Origin of the sequence: Pedobacter sp. KLB.chiD, assembly GCF_047040275.1 — a bacterium.
Taxonomy (GTDB): Bacteria; Bacteroidota; Bacteroidia; order Sphingobacteriales; family Sphingobacteriaceae; genus Pedobacter.
Genome location: NZ_CP178207.1, coordinates 3,056,733 through 3,082,396 on the forward strand (window position 1 = coordinate 3,056,733; position 25,664 = coordinate 3,082,396).

Below are 25,664 nucleotides of genomic sequence, written 5' to 3' on the forward strand. Positions count from 1 at the left end.
ACGGCGGTGCAGCTACGGTATATGCTCCATAGTTCTTAACCGTATAATTTTTACCGCTACAAACATTTGAGCAGGATGACCCCGGTTATCCTGACTTTTTTATAATGATTACAGCACATCGTGTCACTAAACATTTATATCGATTTAGCCATTTGCTTACTAGCATACCATTTCTATCTTTGTAACCATTATCTTTGCACGGATACCGGTATAGTTAATTAAAGCGGTGGGTTTTCAGCTTCAAAATAACAAACTGTATTCGTTTTTGTCCCTTTTTGGAATAAGCTGTATAAATACAGCCGCTGACACTATTTGAAGGTAGAATATAATTTTTAATTTTAAACGCTTAATTTTACCCGAATGGATATCTTATCATACCTTTTAGAACTTTTGCAGCAACGCAAAGAAGTTGGTATTACTGGCTTGGGCTCTTTTTATAAGAAAAAATACCCTGGAAGATACGATAAGGAAAAACAAACGTTTTTACCTCCGGGGTATACGCTACAGTTTTCGGTCGAAGTAACCGATGAAGAAGCTTTAGCCAACTTTATTTCCACAAAAGCAAACCTTGCAAAGGAAGATGCCATTAATCGCATTGCACAATTTGTTGAGGAAGTAAACCAAAAACTGGAATTAGACCATGAAGCCGAACTTCAAAATGTTGGTCGCTTATTTTTTACGGAACAAGGACTGGCTTTCGAACCGGTTAAAAACATGAATTATGGTTCCGAATTTTACGGACTTCCGTCGTTGGCAGAAACCGTAATCAAGGAAACAAAAACTGATTTACCACAGGACGAAGAACAAGTTTACGACGAAATAGCGGAGGCGCCAGGTGCACCATCTCCTTTTGAGAATAAATCATACCAGGCCCCTGTGATCGAAAATGTAGAACTGGATGAAGTAAAGGACGACCTTAAAAACACCTTGAAGCATACATTAACGGATGCGTCAGAAACTACTGAAGCCCCCGGGTTTATTAAGGAACAGCACGAGGAACATCCAAGCCGTTTTGGCCACACGCCAGAATCGGAGGTAGAAAATGGTGCTCAAGAGCGACATACTATTGAAACACCAGAATCTGCTGAAACGCAGGAAGAAGCAAATAAAGTTCAGGATGTAGATGTACCAGAATCGGTTATAGCACAGCATGAAGAACACCCTAACCGTTTTGGCCACACGCCAGAATCGGAAGTAGAAAATATTGCTGCAGAACACCAGGTTGCTGAAACCAGCCATACTGATGAAGCTAAAAAGGCGGGAGATACTGTGGTAACCAGCCCGTTTGAAGATGTTAACCAGATTGGGGTTCCCCCTTCAATCGTGGAGCAGCATGAGGAAAACCCCAATCGCTTTGGCCATACACCAGAAGCAGACAAACCTACAGCAAAAGCAATTCCTGAACCGGTTTTACCGCGACAAGATTATTCGGGCCGTTTTTCATTAAGACCAGAAACTGATGAACCAAAAACATATATCAATTTAGAAGATGAGGTTAAAAAGGAAGAGCCTGTAATTGAGGCACCAGTTTTTATAAAAGAACAACATGCCGAGCATCCGAACCGTTTTGGCCATGACCCGCTCGAACACCGCAATGAAGCCAGGCAAGGTATGTCTACCTGGTTAATCATTGCTATAGCCATTGTAGCTTTACTTGTTATTGCAGCGATAACGTTCTTAATTAAACCCGAATTATTTACAGGAGCAACAACCGTTACTGAGAAACCGGCACAAATAATCATCGATTCTCCTAAAGTTGCTGTTGATACGTTAAAAGCAAAACAGGATTCGATCGCCAAAACCGATAGTATTTTAAAAGCAAACCAGGTTCAGCAAAAAACAGATACGGTTAAAAAAGAGGCAGTAAAACCTATAGCTAAGCCAGCTATCGAAACACCTAAAGAAAATAAAGTTGTACCAAACACTGGTCCTTCTACGTTCTATGTTATCGCAGCATCATTCCAATCAGAAAAGAAAGCGCTTGTTTTTATCAAGCAAATGGAAAAAATTGGTTTAAAGGCCGAAATAGCATCAGTACCCGGCCGTTTAAAAAAAGTGAGTATAGCAAGTTTCAGCACAGAAAAAGAGGCTAAAGAACAAAAAGATATTTTAGAGAAAAAACTTAAAGGTAAAGGGTATTTCGTACAACAAAAACACAACACACAACCATAATGATAACTTTATTAATTCAAGACACCACACAAGCATTACAAGACACAGCAAATGCGACTAACCAGGCTGTAACACAACCACAATCAGAATTACATTTTATCGATCTGCTTTTTAAAGGCGGCTGGGTAATGATTCCGTTGGCTTTTCTGGCTTTTTTAGCTTTGATAATTTTTGTTGAACGTTATTTAACCATCAAAAAAGCCACAAAAGATGAGGCTAACCTTATGGCACAAACCAGGTCTTATATCCAATCTGGAAATCTAGATGGTGCCATGTCGCTTTTAAGAAATAACAATTCCCCTCTTTCACGCATGTTGCAAAAAGGGTTAAAACGCATTGGCCGCCCGATTAAAGATATTGAAGGCGCAATTGAAAATGTGGGTAAATTAGAAGTTTCTAAACTAGAGAAGAACATCAGCATTTTAGGTATTGTTGCAGGTATTGCACCAATGCTTGGTTTCGTAGGTACAATTGTAGGGGTAATTACCATTTTTCACCAGGTATCAATCAAAGGAGCGATCGAAATCGGAACGATTTCCGGTGGTTTGTATACCAAAATGATTACTTCTGCAACGGGGTTAATTATCGGTATTATTGCCTATGTACTGTATCACATTTTAAATATCATGGTCGAAAAAATCATCCTTAAAATGGAGACCGATGCAATTGATTTTATTGATTTACTAGAAGAACCGGGCAAATAATGAATTTACGCAAGAGAACAAAAGGATCGGTAGAAGTACATACTTCAGCGTTGAACGATATTATGTTCTTCCTGATGTTGTTTTTCTTATTGGCCTCTGCTGTAGTCAATCCTACAGTGGTAAAATTATTGCTGCCACAATCATCAAGCGGACAGCAATCCACCGCCAAAAAAGCAGTTACTGTTACCATAGACGAAAACTTAAAATATTTCGTTGAAAAGAAACCGGTAAGTATTGAAGAGTTAGAGCCAACTTTGGCATCATATCAAAAGCTGGCACCAGATATGACCATACTTTTATATGTATCGCGCAATGTGACCTATCAGGATGGATTTGTGGTTAACGATATTGCCAATAAACTGAAATTAAAACTTGTTGTAGCCGTTGAACCAAAAAAATAATGAACTACAAAGCACAAAACGTACCTCAGGAGGAAAACAATTATCCCAAGGCCATTGCCATAGCAAGCGGCATTATGGGATTTTTGTTATTGATCAGCTTCTTTATTGTGATTGGCTCTTTCCAGCCACCTGAAGAAGTGGGTATGGGCGGGATGGTGGTTAATTATGGAACTTCTGCAGAAGGTATGGGCGATGATTATACCAGTATCGAAGAACCATCTGCAGATCCAAATGCTAACGGTAAACCACCAGAAAAAGTAACACCTGAAGAAAAAGTTACGCCAAACACTGCCACCGAAAGTAGTGATAAAGAAGTACAAACACAAAATACAGAGGAGGCCATTGCAGTAAATACCAAACCTACAAAACCCACCAAGGCGGCACCCACTCCTGTTACAGAAGATAAACCTGCCAAACCTGTAATTAACCAGAATGCACTCTACAAAGGCAAAAAAAATACTGGTCAGGGACAAGGGGATGGTACCGGAAAAACACCGGGAAACCAGGGCGATAAAGATGGTGATCCTTTGGCGTCAAATTATGGCGAAGGCGGTTCTGGAAATGGCAATGTGCAATTATCATTGGCCAGCAGAAAATTTATCGATATCCCCAGAATACAGGATGATGGACAGAGCGCAGGAAAAATTGCCGTTCAGATCCGTGTAGATAAAAATGGCAAAGTAGTACAGGCCCGTGCCGGAGCTAAAGGTACCACCCTATCCGATTTAGCCCTCTGGAGAAAATGCGAGCAGGCCGTATTAGGTGCAAGTTTAAATAAATTGGAATCCGCTCCAGATGTACAAACCGGAATTGTAATGTTCAATTTCAAAGTGAAATAAAAAAGATATTTAAATTGCCAAGTCCAAGGTCTGTGTCCGCACAGACCTTTTTTGTTATTACAACCCTGAATTTATTCAAGGTTTACCTAACATGAAAGATGCCGACCACGTAGTAGCTACAAGGCGTTTGAAAACACTATTTCTACTTGTAAAATATACCCGATAGTTGATCGGATCAGCTTGACGATAACTCGTAATACTCCATGACTTTATCTCCACAGACCATTAAAGTGATTTAAAGACTTTCGGAGTTCTTTCAGCAACGAGCAAAACTTCGGGAGAAATCTTCTCATTTCATTTCATAATTACGCCAGTCAACCTATATTTGAAGCATATGATGAACTACCAACAAACGCTTGATTTTTTATACAGTAAACTCCCCATGTTTACCCGCGTTGGCGCGTCTGCTTTCAAAAAAGATTTAACGAATACCATTATCCTTTGCGAAGCTTTGGATAATCCTCAAAATAAATTTAAGAGCATCCACGTGGCTGGAACAAATGGGAAAGGTTCCACATCCCACATGCTGGCTTCCGTGCTACAGGCACAGGGATATAAAACAGGATTGTATACTTCCCCTCATTTAAAAGATTTCCGTGAACGCATTCGCATCAATGGAACTATGATCAACAAAAGCGAAGTAGTATCATTCGTAAAAAAACAGCAAAACCTCATCGAAAAAATCGAACCTTCCTTTTTTGAAGTCACTGTTGCACTTGCATTCGATCATTTTGCCAAACATCAGGTAGATGTAGCCATAATCGAGGTGGGCTTAGGCGGAAGACTGGATTCAACTAATATCATTACCCCGCAGATTTCGGTGATCACCAACATCAGCCTTGATCATACCAATATGTTGGGCAATACTCTGGCCGAAATTGCAGGCGAAAAAGCAGGCATTATCAAAAAAAATATCCCGGTTGTTATTGGTGAAACGCAAGAAGAATCTGCACCGGTTTTTATTAAAAAAGCTGAAGCTGAAAACGCTCCTATCGTTTTTGCTGATCAAGTGTTAACCGCGCAGAATTTTAAAATCAAAAACAGTAAACTTTTCTTATCCGTTTATCAGGGAGGAAAAATCAAATACAAAGATCTTCATAGCGATCTTACCGGAATTTATCAGCATAAGAATATCTTAACTGTTCTCGAAACCCTGACCGTACTGAATGAGAAAACAGAAATCAAAACTGATCAGGAAAGTATTTATAAGGGCATTAGACAGGTTAAAAGGCAAACCGGTTTACAAGGACGCTGGCAAACTTTAAGCAGAAATCCCTTGGTAATTTGCGATACCGGACATAATGAAGCTGGAATTACCGAAGTGATCAAAAACATTTCACAAACCCCATACCAGCAATTACATATTGTGTTCGGGATGGTTAACGATAAAGATATCTCGAAAGTACTGTCACTAATGCCCAAAAATGCGACCTATTATTTTTGTAAACCCAATTTAGAACGTGGTTTAGCTGCAGATACGCTGAAAGAACAGGCGGCAGCATTTAGCTTAAAAGGAAACAGCTATACGTCAGTTCTTGAAGCTAAAGCAACTGCTATTCAAATAGCTGATCCCGAAGATTTGGTTTTTATTGGTGGGAGTACGTTTGTAGTGGCCGAAGCGATATAAAATCTTTACATTAACTTCAGTTTAGCTTTATCTAAATTCATTACTTTAGCCCTTTAACTAAAGCATGATGAATAAAATATCCCGTTTAATTTTTACCATTTCTATTTTTTCGATCTCACTTTCTTCAGCTCAAACCAAAAAACCCGTTACAACGGCAGCTAAAGCATTCCCGGCTGAGGTTGCACGCCCCAAGTTAGTGGTTGGCCTGGTGGTCGACCAGATGCGTTGGGATTATTTATACCGTTATTATAACCGCTATAGCAACGGTGGCTTTAAAAGATTGATCAACGAAGGTTTTTCTGTTGAAAATACTTTTATCCCCTATACACCAACTTATACCGCATGTGGCCATACCTGTATTTACACAGGTTCAGTTCCGGCTGTTCATGGTATTATCGGTAACGACTGGTTTGATCCTGAAACTAAAAAGAATGTTTATTGTACAGAGGATTCTGCAGTATCTACTGTTGGCAGTACCCCTTCATCAGAGGGTAATATGTCGCCCAAAAACATGCTTACCACAACCATTACGGATGAGTTGAGATTAGCCACAAACTTTAGAGGTAAGGTAATCGGTATTTCCCTGAAAGACAGAGGTTCTATCCTTCCGGCCGGTCACGCGGCCAATGCGGCATACTGGTACCAGGGCAGTACCGGAAACTGGATTACCAGTACATATTATATGAAAGAAGTACCCACCTGGATTGCTGATTATAATAAATTGAAACTTGCAAATAAGTTTTATGCAAAAAACTGGGAAACTTTATATCCGATCAATACCTATATAAACAGTACCAAAGATCAAAATGCTTATGAAGGTAAATCAAGTACATTTCCACACCAGTTAGCACAAAATATCGATAAAAATTTCGACGCCATCAGAAGTACCCCTTATGGTAATACCATTACGTTAGACCTGGCCAAACTCGCTATTCTTTCTGAAGATCTGGGGCAGGATAACATTACCGATTTTTTAGCGGTAAGCTGTTCTTCTACCGATTATATTGGCCATGCCTACGGACCTAATTCTATCGAAGCTGAAGATACTTATCTACGCCTAGATAAAGATTTTGAAGAGTTTTTCAACTACCTGGATAAAAAGGTTGGTAAAGGAAATTATACTGTTTTTTTAACGGCCGACCATGGTGCAGCCCATGTACCAGGCTTTATGCAGGAGAATAAATTACCTGCGGGTGTAGTAAGTGACAAAGATATTGCAAACAAATTAAACGCCTATTTAAATGATAAATTTAAAGTAAACAATGTCGTTTTAAGATCAATGAATAACCAAATCATTTTTGATCATGACAAGACCGACAAAGGTAATGTGAGTTTTGACGTAATTAAATCAGCATCAGTAGAATTCTTAAAAACTTTGGATGGCTTCCAGAATGCAGTAGATATTGCTAAAATATCGCAGGCAACACTTCAGGAAATCCAGAAGAAAATGATCACCAATGGATATAATGCCCGTAGAAGTGGCGATATCTATTATGTGTTACAACCAAACTGGTTTAACGGTGGCAGCACGGGAACCACACATGGTAACTGGAACCCTTACGATTCGCACATTCCATTGGTTTTTATGGGCTGGGGAATTAAGCTAGGGGCTTCCAATCAAACACATTATATGACTGACATTGCGCCAACGCTGGCTGCACTCCTCCACATTCAAATGCCAAATGGTACCGTTGGAGAACCAATTACAGAAGTCATCAATAAATAAAACAAAAAACTATGCCTACAGCATAGTTTTTTTCGTTTTAACAGATTATTTAAACCAGAGTCGTCGCCCTGAATTCATTTCAGGGTCTATTTTGCAGGAAGATGCTGGCCACACAGTAGCTACAAGGCCATTGAAAACACTATTCCATGCTTGTAAAATAAATCCGATAACTACTGGATCAGCATCGCGATCGGATTAGACAGGGAGCCGGGGTTATATCTCTCGAATATCTTACATGCTAAAATTAAACCTTATTTTTTATTTTAGATCATGTTAATATATACCGCGACCAAACTCACACCCATACTCGAATCGCATGATATGCAGGCAACATTTAACTTCTATACAGAAATTTTAAACTTTACCTGTGCAGCGAAACTCGATGATCTGAGCTGGTTTAGCCTGCAAAAAGATGATATAGAAATCATGTTCTCTATCCCCAATACCCACCGAAATACTCCCAAACCAGTTATGAGCGGCTCACTTTACATCAAAACAAATGAGATAACAACGCTATGGGAAAATTTAAAAAACAAGTGCGAAATCTGTTATCCGCTCGAAAATTTCGAATATGGTATGAGGGAGTTTGCCATTTTCGACAATAACGGTTATTTACTACAGTTCGGGCAAGAATTATAGCTGAACCAAAAGCCATAACGGTATAGGGTATTCACTATTTAAACTGCTTTATTTACTACATTTGTGTACCAAATATTTGGAAACGAGGAGTGGTGATCTGCCCATACCGCCCTAAAATCCCATAGTATGCAACAAGTAGAAATTTATAAACCTAAAAATAAAATCCGTTTTGTAACCGCTGCTTCCCTTTTCGACGGACACGATGCCACCATTAATATCATGCGCCGTATCCTGCAATCTTCGGGAGCAGAAGTCATCCACCTTGGTCACAACCGATCGGTTGATGAGGTGGTCAATTGTGCCATTCAGGAAGATGTACAAGGTATTGCCATGACATCCTATCAGGGTGGCCATATCGAATATTTTAAATATATGTACGATTTGTTGCAGGAAAAAGGAGCGGGACATATTAAAATATTTGCCGGTGGTGGCGGTGTAATTTTACCCTCAGAGATTGAAGAATTACAGGCTTACGGAATTGCAAGAATCTATTCGCCTGATGATGGCCGTAAAATGGGACTACAGGGTATGATCAATGATATGCTGATGCAAACCGATTTTATGACCAAGACACGTATCGGCGACGAATTCAAAAGCATCTCCACAAAAGATATCAAAGCTATAGCTGGTGCCATTACGGTTGCAGAAAATGATCCTGAAGCTGCTCAAAAATTTGTTGACGAATTAAAGCGATTATCGCAAAACAACACCGCCCCGGTTTTGGGCATTACCGGAACCGGTGGGGCCGGAAAATCATCATTGGTAGATGAATTGGTACGCCGTTTTCTGGTAGAAGTGAAAGATAAAACACTCGCCATTATCTCTGTCGATCCGTCGAAAAGAAAAACAGGAGGTGCGTTGCTAGGCGACCGTATCCGCATGAATGCGATCAATAATCCAAGGGTTTACATGCGGTCTTTAGCTACCCGGCAGGCCAATCTGGCTTTGTCAAAAAATGTACAGGAAAGTATAGATATCTGTAAGGCCGCCGGTTACGATCTGATTATTGTAGAAACCTCGGGTATTGGTCAATCAGATACAGAAATTACCGAACATTGTGATGTTTCATTATATGTAATGACACCTGAATTTGGTGCAGCTACACAACTCGAAAAAATCGATATGCTAGATTTCGCCGATCTGGTAGCGATTAATAAATTTGATAAACGAGGGGCTCTGGATGCATTAAGGGATGTGCGCAAACAATATAAGCGCAACCATAACATTTTCGATGCCAGAGATGAGGAAATTCCTGTTTACGGAACTATGGCTTCACAGTTTAACGATCCGGGTATGAATAACCTGTTTGTAGCTTTAATGGAGCAGATCAAGTTAAAAACCGGAACTGATTTTAAGGCCAAAATGGAACTAACTTCTGATCAATCAGAGAAAATTTACATTATCCCACCCGATCGCATCCGCTACCTGGCAGAAATTGCCGAATCGAGTCAGATGTATAACGAATGGGTAGATAAACAGGCCACCATCGCCCGTAAAATGTATCAGCTTAAAGGGGTAATCGATTTATTAAGCGACAATAATTTACCAGATAAATCAAACGTATCCCCAATAGGAGGAGATTTAGAAGGGATCTACTCCTTTTATGAAGAACAATTAGATGGCGAATGCAAACGTTTACTTCGCCAATGGCCAGAAACCAAAAGGGCATATCAGGAAGAATTTTTCATTTATAAAGTCCGCGATAAAGAAATTAAACAGCCTTTATTTTACGAATCACTTTCAAAATTAAATATCCCGAAAGTATCTTTACCACGGTATGAAGACTGGGGTGATATTTTGAAATGGCTGTTAACCGAAAACCTCCCTGGCGAATTTCCTTATGCAGCCGGGGTGTTCCCTCTTAAACGCGATGGCGAAGACCCTACGAGAATGTTTGCCGGAGAAGGTGGCCCTGAACGTACGAATAAGCGCTTTCATTATGTGTCGTTAGATCAACCGGCACATCGCTTATCTACCGCTTTTGATTCTGTAACACTTTATGGAGAAGATCCGCATATCCGCCCGGATATTTATGGAAAAATCGGTAATTCTGGAGTAAGTATCGCTACCTTGGATGATGCCAAAAAATTATATTCCGGTTTTGACCTTTGTGCACCGTCCACCTCCGTATCGATGACGATTAATGGCCCCGCACCAATGTTATTGGGTTTCTTTATGAATGCAGCCATCGATCAGCAATGTGAAAAGTACATTATCGAAAATGGTTTAAAAGAAGAGGTTGAGGCTAAAATTATTTCCATCTATAAAGCCAGGAACACAGAAAGGCCATCATACAATGGCGCGTTACCAGAAGGAAATAACGGCTTGGGTTTAATGCTTTTGGGTGTTACCGGCGATCAGGTTCTCCCAGCTGATGTTTATGCCAATATCAAGGCTAAAGCCATCAGCACAGTACGCGGAACCGTCCAGGCCGATATTTTAAAAGAAGACCAGGCACAAAATACCTGCATCTTTTCTACCGAATTTGCTTTGAGGATGATGGGCGATATTCAGAAATACTTCATCGATGAAAAAGTAAGGAACTTTTATTCGGTATCTATTTCAGGCTATCACATTGCAGAAGCGGGTGCCAATCCAATTTCTCAGCTGGCCTTTACCCTGAGTAATGGATTTACTTTTGTTGAATATTATTTAAGCAGGGGTATGCATATCGATGACTTTGCACCTAACCTGTCTTTCTTTTTCTCCAATGGTATCGATCCTGAATACGCAGTTATCGGCCGCGTGGCCAGAAGAATCTGGGCCAAAGCCATCAAAAATAAATACAAGGGAAACGAGCGTTCTCAGAAGCTCAAATACCATATTCAAACTTCCGGGCGTTCATTACACGCCCAGGAAATCGATTTTAACGATATACGAACAACACTTCAAGCTTTATATGCCATATACGATAACTGTAATTCCCTTCACACCAATGCTTATGATGAAGCCATCACTACCCCAACCGAAGAATCGGTCAGGAGAGCCATGGCGATACAATTGATTATTAACAGGGAATTAGGTTTGGCCAAGAACGAAAATCCGTTACAAGGCGCTTTCATTATCGAAGAACTGACTAATCTGGTAGAAGACGCTGTTCTCGCAGAATTTAAACGGATTAACGATCGTGGCGGGGTTTTGGGAGCGATGGAAACCATGTATCAACGTGGAAAAATCCAGGAAGAAAGTTTATATTACGAGACGCTCAAACATACAGGAGAATACCCGATTGTAGGCGTTAATACATTTTTAAACAAAAATGGTTCACCAACCATTGTTCCGGGTGAAGTAATTCGCGCCACAGAGGATGAAAAACAATATCAGATTGCTGCATTGCGAAAATTTCACCAGCGTAATGAAGACCGTGCAACAGATTTGCTAAAACAACTTCAAAAATCAGCCATAGCTGGCGATAATATTTTTGAGCAACTCATGGAGGTGTGTAAAATATGCTCTTTAGGCCAGATTAGTAATGCACTCTATGAAGTTGGTGGCCAGTATAGAAGAAATATGTAACGGAACATAGCAAAAAAAAGTCCCTTGATGCAAATCGAGGGACTTTATATATATTCTGACTATCCGGCAATCCAGCTAAATTTATAATCAATCGTTGGATTTTTCATACGTTCTGCAACACGCAACAAACGCGAAGGTAGCGCCATGATATAGTCACGTGCCTTTTCACCGGCCTCATTTAAATCACGCATGCCCTCAATTTTCCAATCCTCAATTAATTGCTGCATAATTTCAACATAATCAATCGCCGTATAAACACCCAAACGCTGAGCGGCATCCGTAAAGTGGCCAAAAGTCTGACCAATTTTTAAGCCTACTTCACGTAAGAAATGAGCTGGCATGACGATTTTTTTACGCATCATATCTTCAAAAGCCAACATCGCTTCATTAGGATCGACCTCGAATATGCGGTTCATAAAATCTTTATAAGCTTTGGCATGCCTCGCCTCATCAGAAGCAATCACACCACACATTCTGGATAATAAAGTATCGCCGTCTTTTTTGGCTAAAGAAGCTACCCTTCTGTGCGAAATATTAGTTGCCAACTCCTGGAACGAGGTATAAATAAAATTACGGTAAGGATCATGGCCGGTTCCGATATCAAAACCATCAGCAATCAGGTATTGCGTAGAAATTTCCATCTGGCGCATATCCACACGACCCGACAGGTATAAATATTTATTTAACAAATCGCCATGACGGTTTTCCTCTGCAGTCCAGTGCCTGTTCCATTTCATCCATCCACCATCTTCTTTCATGCTCGGCCCCTGCACCATGGCTAACCACGATTCGTAGGTAGGTAAAGCTTCTTCCGTAATCGTATCGCCAATCAATACCGCTACAAGATCATAAGAAAGATCCTTTGCGTTATCTCTTAATATTCTAATATCTTGATAAAATGTTTCGCTCGTAGAATCAGGAAGAAAATCAGATGGTTGCCAGTTCGTATCAATTGGTTTAAGATAGGTATCCATCATCTCCAGCATATACTTTTCGATATGCACCATTACTTCCCTTCTTTTATCTGCAAAAAAACTCATTATTTATACTTATATTTTTGTTAAAAACAAAGATAACCAAATATTGTGGCAAACCTTATGATATTAAACATATTTAGCACTAATCCGTTTTAATTTCGCCTAAATAAAAAACTTTGGTAGGAATCGTCTTATTTGCTGTATTCAAAATATTGGTAGGTAAATATTGATTGCTATATGATAAGCTTGTTAGTTGAATCACGTAAGCAGTAACCTAGATCGGGTCCCATCTGTTGTCCTTTGCACTCTGCCAATAGAAAATCGGCGGCGTACCCCACCGGGACTTTCTAACCCGGGACAGTAGAATAGATAGAGGCAACATGGAAACGGATGATGGAACTGATCTGCGGAGATCTCCGGGACAATCATTTGAATTTTATTACCTGTTATGATTAAAAAGCATCTGTTTTTACTGAAGCGCAGGTTTCTGTGCGTTTGGGCGGGGTGCTGTCCTGCTGTACGCTGTATCCTTTTGGGAAATTTTATCTGTTGAACAATTTTTTCTTTGCCCAAAAGGGATGCCGCTCCCATCAGGGCTATTGTGAAGGGAGGTAAGATGGACGGTGGAAAGGATAACGGAACGGCCTCTGCGGGGCAGTACTTTGAGTTTTATTACGCTTTATGGCTGAAAGAGCACTGCTTTTCCCGGAGCGCAGTTTCCTGTGCGTTTAGTCCGGGTCCTGTCCTGCTGTACGCTGTATCCTTTTGGGAAACCTTTTCTGTTGAACAATTTCTTCTTTGCCCAAAAGGGATGCCGCTCCCATCAGGGCTATCGTGAAGGGAGGTAAGATGGACGCGATGGAAAAGGGAGGATGGAACTGATCTGCGCCATCTGCGGGGCAGTACTTTGAGTTTTATTACGCTTTATGGCTGAAAGAGCACCTGCTTTTCCCGGAGCGCAGTTTCCTGTGCGTTTGGGCGGGGTTCTGTCCTGCTGTACGCTGTATCCTTTTGGGAAACCTTTTCTGTTGAACAATCTTTTCTTGGCCCAAAAGGGATGCCGCTCCCATCAGGGCTATCGTGAAGCGAGGTAAGATGTACGGTGGAAAAGGGAGGATGGAACTGATCTGCGCCATCTGCGGGGCAATACTTTGAGTTTTTACTTCCTATGGTTAAAAGAGGATCGGCTTTTCCCGGAGCGCAGGTTTCTGTGCGTTTGCGGGGTTCTGTCCTGCTGTACGCTGTATCCTTCTGGGAAATTTTATCTGTTGAACAATTTCATCTTTGCCCAAAAGGGATGCCGCTCCCATCAGGGCTATCGTGATGAGAGGTAAGATGGAAAAGGGAGGATGGAACCAATCTGCAGAGATCAGCATTATGTGCGGGCTCAAAGCTTTCTCTGCCAGAGGGAAAAAGCGCTATAAACGAAGAAAGCCCTCCAACATTGCTGCTGAAGGGCTTCTCTTTAAGATCTGGCACCGACCTACTCTCCCACGTGTTACCGCAGTACCATCGGCTCTGGTGGGCTTAACTTCTCTGTTCGGAATGGGAAGAGGTGGACACCACCGATATAGGCACCTGAATATTTTTATTTAAGTCGAAAGGTGAAAGCCTAAGGACTAAAGCTGTCTATAATCCGCTTTGGTCTTTGCTCTTTTAGCTTTGCGCTTAAATGACATATTATTGAAAGAAGTTAGTTGGAAGAACAAACAACAGTCTGTCTTGCTTTGAAAGCTTCGGATGATTAGTACTACTCGACTGTGCTGTCGCCAGCTTTACATCTGTAGCCTATCAACGTAGTAGTCTGCTACGGTCCTATATGGAATTCTCATCTCGTGGCTAGTTTCGCACTTAGATGCTTTCAGCGCTTATCTATTCCCAGCGTAGCTACTCTGCAATGCCCCTGGCGGAACAACAGATTCACTAGAGGCTGGTCCAACCCGGTCCTCTCGTACTAAGGTCAGCCCCACTCAAAATTCCTACGCCCACAACAGATAGGGACCGAACTGTCTCGCGACGTTCTGAACCCAGCTCGCGTGCCACTTTAATCGGCGAACAGCCGAACCCTTGGGACCTTCTCCAGCCCCAGGATGTGACGAGCCGACATCGAGGTGCCAAACCTCCCCGTCGATATGAGCTCTTGGGGGAGATCAGCCTGTTATCCCCAGCGTACCTTTTATCCTTTGAGCGATGGCCCTTCCATGCAGAACCACCGGATCACTATATCCGTCTTTCGACCCTGATCGACCTGTATGTCTCACAGTCAAGCAAGCTTATGCTATTGCACTCCGCGTACGGTTACCAAGCGTACTGAGCTTACCTTTGAAAGCCTCCGTTACCTTTTTGGAGGCGACCACCCCAGTCAAACTACCCATCAAACAATGTCTCCCAAATGATGGGATTAGACACCGAATACAGAAAGGGTGGTATTTCAACGTTGGCTCCACGATGCCTGGCGACACCGCTTCATAGCCTCCCACCTATCCTACACATCCTGTACCCAATGTCAATGTTAAATTGTAGTGAAGGTGCATGGGGTCTTTCCGTCCCGTTGCGGGTACCCGGCGTCTTCACCGGGACCACAATTTCACCGAGCTCATGGCTGAGACAGCGCCCAGATCGTTACACCATTCGTGCAGGTCGGAACTTACCCGACAAGGAATTTCGCTACCTTAGGACCGTTATAGTTACGGCCGCCGTTTACTGGGGCTTCGATTCAATGCTTCTCTTGCGATGACATCCCCTCTTAACCTTCCAGCACCGGGCAGGTGTCAGGCCTTATACCTCATCTTTCGATTTTGCAAAGCCATGTGTTTTTGTTAAACAGTCGCCTGGGCCTTTTCACTGCGGCTGACATTGCTGCCAGCGCCCCTTCTCCCGAAGTTACAGGGCCATTTTGCCGAGTTCCTTAGCCATGATTCACTCGAGCACCTTAGAATCCTCTTCCCGGATACCTGTGTCGGTTTGCGGTACGGGTTTTTATAACCTGAAGCTTAGCGGTTTTTCTTGGAAGTCTGATTACCTGCACTATCCAGTCCCCCGAAGGTTCCCGGTACTATCAGCTCTCAGCATCAATCACGGATTTGCCTGTGTTTGATATACCTACAGCCTTTAACGATCTATTCCGTCAGATCGCGGCAGTGTCACTACTCCGTCCCCACATCGCAGTTATAAAAAGTACTGGAATATTAACCAGTTGTCCATCGAATTTCCCCTTCGGGTTCTCCTTAGGTCCCGACTGACCCTGATCCGATTAGCGTTGATCAGGAAACCTTATCCTTTCGGTGGGCGGGTTTCTCGCCCGCCTTATCGTTACTTATGCCTACATTTGCTTTTCCAATCGCTCCAGCACCCATTACCAGATACCTTCACCGCAATTGGAATGCTCCCCTACCGATATATTTCAATCCCATAGCTTCGGTGTACAGTTTAATGCCCGTTTATTATCCATGCCCGATCGCTCGACTAGTGAGCTGTTACGCACTCTTTAAATGAATGGCTGCTTCCAAGCCAACATCCTAGCTGTCTGTGCAATCGGACCTCGTTAGTTCAACTTAACTGTAACTTGGGGACCTTAGCTGATGGTCTGGGTTCTTTCCCTCTCGGCGCGTGACCTTAGCACCCCGCGCCTCACTGCCGGTTATATTATATAGCATTCGGAGTTTGTCTGGATTTGGTAGGATTTGACTCCCCCGCACCCAATCAGTAGCTCTACCTCTATATAACTAAACACCGACGCTGTTCCTAAAAACATTTCGGGGAGTACGAGCTATTTCCCAGTTTGATTAGCCTTTCACCCCTACCCACAGATCATCCGGAAACTTTTCAACGTTTATCGGTTCGGTCCTCCAGTACGTGTTACCGCACCTTCAACCTGTCCATGGGTAGATCACAAGGTTTCGCGTCTACCTCCTCTGACTATACGCCCTGTTCAGACTCGCTTTCGCTTCGGATCCGTGCCTGAAGCACTTAACCTTGCCAGAGAAGAGTAACTCGTAGGCTCATTATGCAAAAGGCACGCCGTCACGCCACCTGGACGCTCCGACCGCTTGTAAGTACACGGTTTCAGGTTCTATTTCACTCCCCTGTTCGGGGTTCTTTTCACCTTTCCCTCACGGTACTGGTTCACTATCGGTCTCTCAGGAGTATTTAGCCTTACCGGATGGTGCCGGCTGATTCCCACAAGGCGTCTCCGACCTCGCGGTACTCAGGATACTGCTAGGCTAGCATTCTATACGTGTACTGGGCTATCACCATGTATCGCCGGGCTTCCCATCCCGTTCCACTTCTGTTTGCTAATGCCACGTTGCAGTCCTACAACCCCCACTTTGCCGTAACAAGGTAGGTTTGGGCTCTTTCCCTTTCGCTCGCCACTACTCAGGAAATCATTGTTATTTTCTCTTCCTCTGCTTACTTAGATGTTTCAGTTCGGCAGGTTTGCTCATTATATGTGACATGTCTTCAACATGCCGGGTTGCCCCATTCGGAAATCTCCGGATCTAGTTCCTATTTGCAGATCCCCGGAGCTTATCGCAGCTTATCACGTCCTTCATCGCCTCTGAGAGCCAAGGCATCCCCCGTGTACTCTTTCTTACTTTCTTCTACTCGTGCGCCTTTTGCGCCGCACGGTATGCTTTTTTTTGCTCTTGTTATGATGTCTCATTCCCGACGTAAAGTCGGGAGAGCACAAACACAACAGTCGCCTATTGTTGTTTGCTCTTCTTTTTTAACTTCTTCCAATATGTCAAAGAACTTTACTGAGGCTGAAGGCCGAAGGTATAAAGGCGGAGGGTTTCATTCTCCCCAACCTAAGCTTCGTTTCAGCTTCGTTAGTAAAAAACTGCGGTCTCGAACCGTTTCATACCTTTTTTGATATGTGCCCCGTGGCGTTTCTTCTTTTCTTAATCTTTATGTCAATGTAGATTACCGATCCAGGTAATTGTTTTTTTTGTTTTCTGTTGTGGTGTTTTCAGTTTTAAGCGTTAGGTTTAACCCCATACCCTCTACCTTACAACCCTCAACCTTTTTTGGTGGAGAATAACGGAGTCGAACCGTTGACCTCCTGCGTGCAAGGCAGGCGCTCTAGCCAGCTGAGCTAATCCCCCAGAGTATCAGTTTTGAGTTCGGAGTTTTCAGTTTGGAGTATCCATCACTCCAGGCTCTTTTCTCCCAACTCCCAACTTCAATGGTAGTCCCGTCCAGATTTGAACTGGAGACCCCTACATTATCAGTGTAGTGCTCTAACCAGGCTGAGCTACGGGACTGTATTTTCAAGGCAGGCTTTAATTAGTCGCAGTACATAGTATCTTACCGCTACTGCTTCCCTTTTTTGGCTTACCCTTTTCGTCTCCGTTGCGCTATACCTCTATAGTATGCCCACCGTTGTCTTCTGGGTGTTTCTTTTTTCTCTTGTCTTTTTTTGTATAAAGTACCAGGTATTCAGTATCAAGACCTTAAGCCTTTTACCTCTTTACCCTCTACCTTATTCGAAATATCATGTTGCGTGGCGGGTAGGCGGTGCTACTCCAGAAAGGAGGTATTCCAGCCGCACCTTCCGGTACGGCTACCTTGTTACGACTTAGCCCCAGTTACCGGTTTTACCCTAGGACGCTCCTTGCGGTTACATACTTTAGGTACCCCCAGCTTCCATGGCTTGACGGGCGGTGTGTACAAGGCCCGGGAACGTATTCACCGCGTCATTGCTGATACGCGATTACTAGCGAATCCAACTTCATGGGGTCGAGTTGCAGACCCCAATCCGAACTGTGAACGGCTTTATGAGATTCGCATACTGTTGCCAGCTAGCTGCCCTCTGTACCGTCCATTGTAGCACGTGTGTAGCCCCGGACGTAAGGGCCATGATGACTTGACGTCGTCCCCTCCTTCCTCTCTGTTTGCACAGGCAGTCTGTTTAGAGTCCCCACCATTACATGCTGGCAACTAAACATAGGGGTTGCGCTCGTTGCGGGACTTAACCCAACACCTCACGGCACGAGCTGACGACAGCCATGCAGCACCTAGTTTCGTGTGATTGCTCACTGATCCATCTCTGGATCATTCACTAACTTTCAAGCCCGGGTAAGGTTCCTCGCGTATCATCGAATTAAACCACATGCTCCTCCGCTTGTGCGGGCCCCCGTCAATTCCTTTGAGTTTCACCCTTGCGGGCGTACTCCCCAGGTGGAACACTTAACGCTTTCGCTTAGCCGCTGACCGTGTATCGCCAACAGCGAGTGTTCATCGTTTAGGGCGTGGACTACCAGGGTATCTAATCCTGTTTGATCCCCACGCTTTCGTGCCTCAGCGTCAATAAGACCATAGTAAGCTGCCTTCGCAATCGGTGTTCTGAGACATATCTATGCATTTCACCGCTACTTGTCTCATTCCGCCTACCTCTAGTCCATTCAAGCCCATCAGTATCAAGGGCACTGCGATAGTTGAGCTACCGTCTTTCACCCCTGACTTAACAGGCCGCCTACGCACCCTTTAAACCCAATAAATCCGGATAACGCTTGGATCCTCCGTATTACCGCGGCTGCTGGCACGGAGTTAGCCGATCCTTATTCTTCCGGTACATTCAGCTATTTACTCGTAAATAGGTTTATTCCCGGATAAAAGCAGTTTACAACCCATAGGGCAGTCTTCCTGCACGCGGCATGGCTGGTTCAGAGTTGCCTCCATTGACCAATATTCCTTACTGCTGCCTCCCGTAGGAGTCTGGTCCGTGTCTCAGTACCAGTGTGGGGGGCCATCCTCTCAGATCCCCTAGTCATCGTCGCCTTGGTGGGCCGTTACCCCGCCAACTAGCTAATGACACGCATGCCCATCTCCATCCCATAAATGTTTGATCATTGGATAATGCCATCCTGTGATTTTATGCGGTATTAATCCGGATTTCTCCGGGCTATCCCCCTGATGAAGGTAGGTTGCATACGCGTTACGCACCCGTGCGCCACTTTCTCTCCCAGCAAGCTGGAAAATATCGTTCGACTTGCATGTATTAGGCCTGCCGCTAGCGTTCATCCTGAGCCAGGATCAAACTCTCCATTGTAAAATGTGTTGTTCAATTCTGACCAGTTTTTAACCATGTTAAAAATGGTCTTCTTTTTTTATGTTGTCTGTTAGACACCACCTCTAAAATAAAGCAGAATAATCATGTACTTTGATCAGTACTCCATTAACCCCGCTACGCTACATTGACATCTCTTTTAAGAACTTATCGACTGTTGTTGCCTCTCGGCCCGTCTTTATATATTGTGATTCGCTTTTTGGTTGGGGTCGTTTTCCTTCCCTTGTTTTCAAGCTCATTTCAATCTTTTTTTCTCTCTTCCCGGCATCCGCCGTTCCGGTCTTTTTTCCCCTTCGTTTCTGTTGGGAGTGCAAAGGTAAGCATCTTTTTTAAACTTCCAAATAAAATAAATTTTATTTTTTTCAGCCCTCTCTTTTATCTTTCCTTTATTTCAATATGCCGATGTTACTCAGCTTTCCCTCCTTCCGGACAGGGCTGCAAAGGTAGCAATCTTTTCCGCTTCCGCAATATTTATTTTAAAATAAATCCTGCCATCCATCGCCCAGAGCCATCCTTTCACCAAAACCCCTTCCTCCGAAGCGGGATGCAAAAGTAGAAAAAATATCTGCAACGGCAAAGCTTTTGAAGCGGTTAAAGCAGGATTTGACGTAAGACCATGGTTTTCAACGGAAAAAAGTTTAGCCAATGACCAAACTTTTTGGAAGATTAACTGTTTCATCCTGTCTTTTAAATCTTGAAGAGCATAAAAACCAGGGAATCCGGTACAGTGAAAGATCCTGCCCCCCGGCCGGGCGGAAGTTCTGCAGGACGGCCGGAGTAGAGAAACCGGAGCACAGCGGGGATTTGCAGCAAACAGCGGGAACAAACCGGTATAGCAGCACAACAATTGCTTTGCTGGAAAAAGATAAAATTTAAAAGAATAGCTGAATAATTCTTTTAGCGGTCAGGCCTTAATAAGTTTCCACATTTTTTTGCCTGAAGTTAGCAGCATTACCAAAATTAATCCAGCTATTAATCCAAAAGCAAATTCACGAAGGATGGAAGGAAAAGAAGGGATAATATGGTGCAAGAAAGAAATATTATGCGCAAAGATCCCACCAGATACCAATATCAGTGCAACTGTCCCGACAATACTTAAAATTTTGATGACAACAGGTAGTGATTTAACCAAGATTTTTCCAATCGCCGAAAAGATACCTTTTTCTCCCGAAGCTTTCATTAAACGGTAGCCAGCATCATCCATCCTCACAATAAGTGCAACGATACCATAAACGCCTATGGTGGCCAATAACGCGATTACAGAAATCGTCATGATCTGAATGGCAAGCTTTTCATCCAGAACACTGCCTAATGCGATAATAACGATCTCTATCGACAGGATAAAATCCGTAGTGATGGCAGATCTGATTTTTGCCTTTTCTGCTGCTTCACCTTCCTGGATCACTTCTTTAGCTTCAACATGTGAAGGCTTAGACCGATGAAAAAAATACTCTACAACTTTTTCCACCCCTTCATAGGCGAGATACAAGCCGCCCAATACCAGGATTATTTTAATCGCAACGGGAAAAAAAAAATTGAGCAACAATGCAATTGGAACAATGATAATCTTATTTACTAAAGAACCTTTTGTAATTGCCCATAATACGGGTAACTCCCGCGAAGAAAGGAAACCGGTAGACTTTTCTGCATTTACTGCCAGGTCATCGCCCAAAATACCAGCCGTTTTCTTAGCCGCTACTTTGGCCGTTACGGCAACATCGTCCATTAACGCACCTATATCATCTAAAATTGCAAAAAAACCCGAAGCCATATTTAAATTTATTAATGCTGCAAAATATCAATTCATTTTTAGATTTAGCTGATCAATACCAAATCTTTTAAACCTATACCTGTATTGAAACCCGGTTAGCCAGGTAAGGTTAAAAACAAATCAAATTTATTAACACGGGTTATAACAGTAATAAACTAAAACTGTTCGGAAAAGAAAGAAATAAATTTTATTATTGTTGAGAACTCAAAAATGGGCGTTAACATTAGGGAGTACTATTTGCACTAAGGTAGAAACTTTATTTTGTAGCGCAGTTTCCTGTGCGTTTGGGCGGGGTTCTGTCCTGCTGTACGCTGTATCCTTTTGGGAAACCTTTTCTGTTGAACAATTTTTTCTTTGCCCAAAAGGGATGCCGCTCCCATCAGGGCTATCGTGAAGGGGGTAAGATGGACGGTGGAAAGGATAACGGAACGGCCTCTGCGGGGCAATACTTTGAGTTTTTACTTCCTATGGTTAAAAGAGCACCTGCTTTTCCCGGAGCGCAGGTTCCCGTGCATTTAGTCCGGCTCCGGTCCTGCTGTACGCTGTATCCTTTTGGGAAACCTTTTCTGTTGAACAATTTTTTCTTTGCCCAAAAGGGATTCCGCTCCCATCAGGGCTATCGTGATGAGAGGTAAGATGGAAAAGGGAGGATGGAACCAATCTGCAGAGATCAGCATTATGTGCGGGCTCAAAGCTTTCTCTGCCAGAGGGAAAAAGCGCTATAAACGAAGAAAGCCCTCCAACATTGCTGCTGAAGGGCTTCTCTTTAAGATCTGGCACCGACCTACTCTCCCACGTGTTACCGCAGTACCATCGGCTCTGGTGGGCTTAACTTCTCTGTTCGGAATGGGAAGAGGTGGACACCACCGATATAGGCACCTGAATATTTTTATTTAAGTCGAAAGGTGAAAGCCTAAGGACTAAAGCTGTCTATAATCCGCTTTGGTCTTTGCTCTTTTAGCTTTGCGCTTAAATGACATATTATTGAAAGAAGTTAGTTGGAAGAACAAACAACAGTCTGTCTTGCTTTGAAAGCTTCGGATGATTAGTACTACTCGACTGTGCTGTCGCCAGCTTTACATCTGTAGCCTATCAACGTAGTAGTCTGCTACGGTCCTATATGGAATTCTCATCTCGTGGCTAGTTTCGCACTTAGATGCTTTCAGCGCTTATCTATTCCCAGCGTAGCTACTCTGCAATGCCCCTGGCGGAACAACAGATTCACTAGAGGCTGGTCCAACCCGGTCCTCTCGTACTAAGGTCAGCCCCACTCAAAATTCCTACGCCCACAACAGATAGGGACCGAACTGTCTCGCGACGTTCTGAACCCAGCTCGCGTGCCACTTTAATCGGCGAACAGCCGAACCCTTGGGACCTTCTCCAGCCCCAGGATGTGACGAGCCGACATCGAGGTGCCAAACCTCCCCGTCGATATGAGCTCTTGGGGGAGATCAGCCTGTTATCCCCAGCGTACCTTTTATCCTTTGAGCGATGGCCCTTCCATGCAGAACCACCGGATCACTATATCCGTCTTTCGACCCTGATCGACCTGTATGTCTCACAGTCAAGCAAGCTTATGCTATTGCACTCCGCGTACGGTTACCAAGCGTACTGAGCTTACCTTTGAAAGCCTCCGTTACCTTTTTGGAGGCGACCACCCCAGTCAAACTACCCATCAAACAATGTCTCCCAAATGATGGGATTAGACACCGAATACAGAAAGGGTGGTATTTCAACGTTGGCTCCACGATGCCTGGCGACACCGCTTCATAGCCTCCCACCTATCCTACACATCCTGTACCCAATGTCAATGTTAAATTGTAGTGAAGGTGCATGGGGTCTTTCCGTCCCGTTGCGGGTACCCGGCGTCTTCACCGGGACCACAATTTCACCGAGCTCATGGCTGAGACAGCGCCCAGATCGTTACACCATTCGTGCAGGTCGGAACTTACCCGACAAGGAATTTCGCTACCTTAGGACCGTTATAGTTACGGCCGCCGTTTACTGGGGCTTCGATTCAATGCTTCTCTTGCGATGACATCCCCTCTTAACCTTCCAGCACCGGGCAGGTGTCAGGCCTTATACCTCATCTTTCGATTTTGCAAAGCCATGTGTTTTTGTTAAACAGTCGCCTGGGCCTTTTCACTGCGGCTGACATTGCTGCCAGCGCCCCTTCTCCCGAAGTTACAGGGCCATTTTGCCGAGTTCCTTAGCCATGATTCACTCGAGCACCTTAGAATCCTCTTCCCGGATACCTGTGTCGGTTTGCGGTACGGGTTTTTATAACCTGAAGCTTAGCGGTTTTTCTTGGAAGTCTGATTACCTGCACTATCCAGTCCCCCGAAGGTTCCCGGTACTATCAGCTCTCAGCATCAATCACGGATTTGCCTGTGTTTGATATACCTACAGCCTTTAACGATCTATTCCGTCAGATCGCGGCAGTGTCACTACTCCGTCCCCACATCGCAGTTATAAAAAGTACTGGAATATTAACCAGTTGTCCATCGAATTTCCCCTTCGGGTTCTCCTTAGGTCCCGACTGACCCTGATCCGATTAGCGTTGATCAGGAAACCTTATCCTTTCGGTGGGCGGGTTTCTCGCCCGCCTTATCGTTACTTATGCCTACATTTGCTTTTCCAATCGCTCCAGCACCCATTACCAGATACCTTCACCGCAATTGGAATGCTCCCCTACCGATATATTTCAATCCCATAGCTTCGGTGTACAGTTTAATGCCCGTTTATTATCCATGCCCGATCGCTCGACTAGTGAGCTGTTACGCACTCTTTAAATGAATGGCTGCTTCCAAGCCAACATCCTAGCTGTCTGTGCAATCGGACCTCGTTAGTTCAACTTAACTGTAACTTGGGGACCTTAGCTGATGGTCTGGGTTCTTTCCCTCTCGGCGCGTGACCTTAGCACCCCGCGCCTCACTGCCGGTTATATTATATAGCATTCGGAGTTTGTCTGGATTTGGTAGGATTTGACTCCCCCGCACCCAATCAGTAGCTCTACCTCTATATAACTAAACACCGACGCTGTTCCTAAAAACATTTCGGGGAGTACGAGCTATTTCCCAGTTTGATTAGCCTTTCACCCCTACCCACAGATCATCCGGAAACTTTTCAACGTTTATCGGTTCGGTCCTCCAGTACGTGTTACCGCACCTTCAACCTGTCCATGGGTAGATCACAAGGTTTCGCGTCTACCTCCTCTGACTATACGCCCTGTTCAGACTCGCTTTCGCTTCGGATCCGTGCCTGAAGCACTTAACCTTGCCAGAGAAGAGTAACTCGTAGGCTCATTATGCAAAAGGCACGCCGTCACGCCACCTGGACGCTCCGACCGCTTGTAAGTACACGGTTTCAGGTTCTATTTCACTCCCCTGTTCGGGGTTCTTTTCACCTTTCCCTCACGGTACTGGTTCACTATCGGTCTCTCAGGAGTATTTAGCCTTACCGGATGGTGCCGGCTGATTCCCACAAGGCGTCTCCGACCTCGCGGTACTCAGGATACTGCTAGGCTAGCATTCTATACGTGTACTGGGCTATCACCATGTATCGCCGGGCTTCCCATCCCGTTCCACTTCTGTTTGCTAATGCCACGTTGCAGTCCTACAACCCCCACTTTGCCGTAACAAGGTAGGTTTGGGCTCTTTCCCTTTCGCTCGCCACTACTCAGGAAATCATTGTTATTTTCTCTTCCTCTGCTTACTTAGATGTTTCAGTTCGGCAGGTTTGCTCATTATATGTGACATGTCTTCAACATGCCGGGTTGCCCCATTCGGAAATCTCCGGATCTAGTTCCTATTTGCAGATCCCCGGAGCTTATCGCAGCTTATCACGTCCTTCATCGCCTCTGAGAGCCAAGGCATCCCCCGTGTACTCTTTCTTACTTTCTTCTACTCGTGCGCCTTTTGCGCCGCACGGTATGCTTTTTTTTGCTCTTGTTATGATGTCTCATTCCCGACGTAAAGTCGGGAGAGCACAAACACAACAGTCGCCTATTGTTGTTTGCTCTTCTTTTTTAACTTCTTCCAATATGTCAAAGAACTTTACTGAGGCTGAAGGCCGAAGGTATAAAGGCGGAGGGTTTCATTCTCCCCAACCTAAGCTTCGTTTCAGCTTCGTTAGTAAAAAACTGCGGTCTCGAACCGTTTCATACCTTTTTTGATATGTGCCCCGTGGCGTTTCTTCTTTTCTTAATCTTTATGTCAATGTAG

Annotated in this window: 11 protein-coding genes, 2 tRNA genes and 5 rRNA genes; 8 read left to right on the plus strand and 10 right to left on the minus strand. The window is 43.8% G+C overall.

Annotation, left to right across the window (positions count from 1 at the left end):
- Positions 1-360 precede the first annotated feature (360 nt).
- From ACK1I8_RS12560 to ACK1I8_RS12595, 8 genes are all read left to right on the plus strand, one after another.
- Positions 361-2,172, plus strand: coding sequence for an SPOR domain-containing protein (locus tag ACK1I8_RS12560; RefSeq protein WP_412465730.1), 1,812 nt, complete (start codon positions 361-363; stop codon positions 2,170-2,172).
- Complete coding sequence (locus ACK1I8_RS12565) at positions 2,172-2,876, plus strand: MotA/TolQ/ExbB proton channel family protein (protein ID WP_412465731.1); 705 nt, start codon at positions 2,172-2,174, stop codon at positions 2,874-2,876. Before ACK1I8_RS12560 ends, ACK1I8_RS12565 begins: the two co-directional genes overlap by 1 nt.
- The gene (locus tag ACK1I8_RS12570; RefSeq protein ID WP_025144642.1) at positions 2,876-3,277 is read left to right on the plus strand and encodes an ExbD/TolR family protein; all 402 of its coding nucleotides are present in this window, start codon (positions 2,876-2,878) and stop codon (positions 3,275-3,277) included. The genes ACK1I8_RS12565 and ACK1I8_RS12570 overlap by 1 nt, the downstream gene beginning before the upstream one ends.
- Positions 3,277-4,116 (plus strand): energy transducer TonB, encoded by an 840-nt coding sequence (locus tag ACK1I8_RS12575; protein ID WP_412465732.1) that lies wholly within the window; start codon positions 3,277-3,279, stop codon positions 4,114-4,116. Before ACK1I8_RS12570 ends, ACK1I8_RS12575 begins: the two co-directional genes overlap by 1 nt.
- Positions 4,117-4,453: 337 nt before the next feature.
- Positions 4,454-5,743: a bifunctional folylpolyglutamate synthase/dihydrofolate synthase gene (locus ACK1I8_RS12580; RefSeq protein WP_412469371.1), complete on the plus strand. Its 1,290-nt coding sequence runs from the start codon at positions 4,454-4,456 to the stop codon at positions 5,741-5,743.
- A 67-nt stretch (positions 5,744-5,810) separates the two neighbouring features.
- A complete protein-coding gene (gene pafA, locus ACK1I8_RS12585) occupies positions 5,811-7,469 on the plus strand; it encodes an alkaline phosphatase PafA (protein ID WP_412469372.1) in 1,659 nt (552 codons plus the stop codon).
- Between the two features lie 270 nt (positions 7,470-7,739).
- Positions 7,740-8,108, plus strand: coding sequence for a VOC family protein (locus ACK1I8_RS12590; RefSeq protein WP_412465733.1), 369 nt, complete (start codon positions 7,740-7,742; stop codon positions 8,106-8,108).
- Between the two features lie 126 nt (positions 8,109-8,234).
- Positions 8,235-11,624 (plus strand): methylmalonyl-CoA mutase family protein, encoded by a 3,390-nt coding sequence (locus tag ACK1I8_RS12595; protein WP_412465734.1) that lies wholly within the window; start codon positions 8,235-8,237, stop codon positions 11,622-11,624.
- Positions 11,625-11,683: 59 nt separating this feature from the next.
- Here ACK1I8_RS12595 and ACK1I8_RS12600 read toward each other — a convergent pair whose 3' ends face one another.
- From ACK1I8_RS12600 to ACK1I8_RS12645, 10 genes are all read right to left on the minus strand, one after another.
- On the minus strand, positions 11,684-12,664 hold the full coding sequence (locus tag ACK1I8_RS12600; RefSeq protein WP_412465735.1) for an acyl-ACP desaturase: 981 nt from the start codon (positions 12,662-12,664) through the stop codon (positions 11,684-11,686).
- A gap of 1,407 nt (positions 12,665-14,071) precedes the next feature.
- Positions 14,072-14,183 (minus strand): 5S ribosomal RNA (rrf, locus tag ACK1I8_RS12605).
- 143 nt (positions 14,184-14,326) lie between these two features.
- Positions 14,327-17,202: ribosomal RNA gene (locus ACK1I8_RS12610) — 23S ribosomal RNA — on the minus strand.
- 427 nt (positions 17,203-17,629) lie between these two features.
- Positions 17,630-17,706 (minus strand) — tRNA-Ala (locus ACK1I8_RS12615).
- A gap of 81 nt (positions 17,707-17,787) precedes the next feature.
- Positions 17,788-17,865, minus strand: a tRNA-Ile gene (locus ACK1I8_RS12620).
- 265 nt (positions 17,866-18,130) lie between these two features.
- Positions 18,131-19,652 (minus strand): 16S ribosomal RNA (locus tag ACK1I8_RS12625).
- Together the 16S, 23S and 5S rRNA genes with 2 tRNA genes alongside form the textbook arrangement of a ribosomal RNA operon.
- A 427-nt stretch (positions 19,653-20,079) precedes the next feature.
- The gene (locus ACK1I8_RS12630; RefSeq protein WP_412465736.1) at positions 20,080-20,349 is read right to left on the minus strand and encodes a hypothetical protein; all 270 of its coding nucleotides are present in this window, start codon (positions 20,347-20,349) and stop codon (positions 20,080-20,082) included.
- A 225-nt stretch (positions 20,350-20,574) separates the two neighbouring features.
- Positions 20,575-21,441 (minus strand): DUF808 domain-containing protein, encoded by an 867-nt coding sequence (locus tag ACK1I8_RS12635; protein ID WP_412465737.1) that lies wholly within the window; start codon positions 21,439-21,441, stop codon positions 20,575-20,577.
- A gap of 771 nt (positions 21,442-22,212) precedes the next feature.
- A 5S ribosomal RNA gene (rrf, locus tag ACK1I8_RS12640) occupies positions 22,213-22,324 on the minus strand.
- 143 nt (positions 22,325-22,467) lie between these two features.
- Positions 22,468-25,343, minus strand: a 23S ribosomal RNA gene (locus ACK1I8_RS12645).
- Between the last annotated feature and the right edge of the window lie 321 nt (positions 25,344-25,664).

Bases quoted from the DNA above. Each gene is read 5' to 3' on its own strand.
- ACK1I8_RS12560 (WP_412465730.1), top strand. From the start codon at position 361: ATGGATATCTTATCATACCTTTTAGAACTTTTGCAGCAACGCAAAGAA.
- ACK1I8_RS12565 (WP_412465731.1), top strand. From the start codon at position 2,172: ATGATAACTTTATTAATTCAAGACACCACACAAGCATTACAAGACACA.
- ACK1I8_RS12570 (WP_025144642.1), top strand. From the start codon at position 2,876: ATGAATTTACGCAAGAGAACAAAAGGATCGGTAGAAGTACATACTTCA.
- ACK1I8_RS12575 (WP_412465732.1), top strand. From the start codon at position 3,277: ATGAACTACAAAGCACAAAACGTACCTCAGGAGGAAAACAATTATCCC.
- ACK1I8_RS12580 (WP_412469371.1), top strand. From the start codon at position 4,454: ATGAACTACCAACAAACGCTTGATTTTTTATACAGTAAACTCCCCATG.
- pafA (WP_412469372.1), top strand. From the start codon at position 5,811: ATGAATAAAATATCCCGTTTAATTTTTACCATTTCTATTTTTTCGATC.
- ACK1I8_RS12590 (WP_412465733.1), top strand. From the start codon at position 7,740: ATGTTAATATATACCGCGACCAAACTCACACCCATACTCGAATCGCAT.
- ACK1I8_RS12595 (WP_412465734.1), top strand. From the start codon at position 8,235: ATGCAACAAGTAGAAATTTATAAACCTAAAAATAAAATCCGTTTTGTA.
- ACK1I8_RS12600 (WP_412465735.1), bottom strand. From the start codon at position 12,664: ATGAGTTTTTTTGCAGATAAAAGAAGGGAAGTAATGGTGCATATCGAA.
- ACK1I8_RS12630 (WP_412465736.1), bottom strand. From the start codon at position 20,349: ATGAAACAGTTAATCTTCCAAAAAGTTTGGTCATTGGCTAAACTTTTT.
- ACK1I8_RS12635 (WP_412465737.1), bottom strand. From the start codon at position 21,441: ATGGCTTCGGGTTTTTTTGCAATTTTAGATGATATAGGTGCGTTAATG.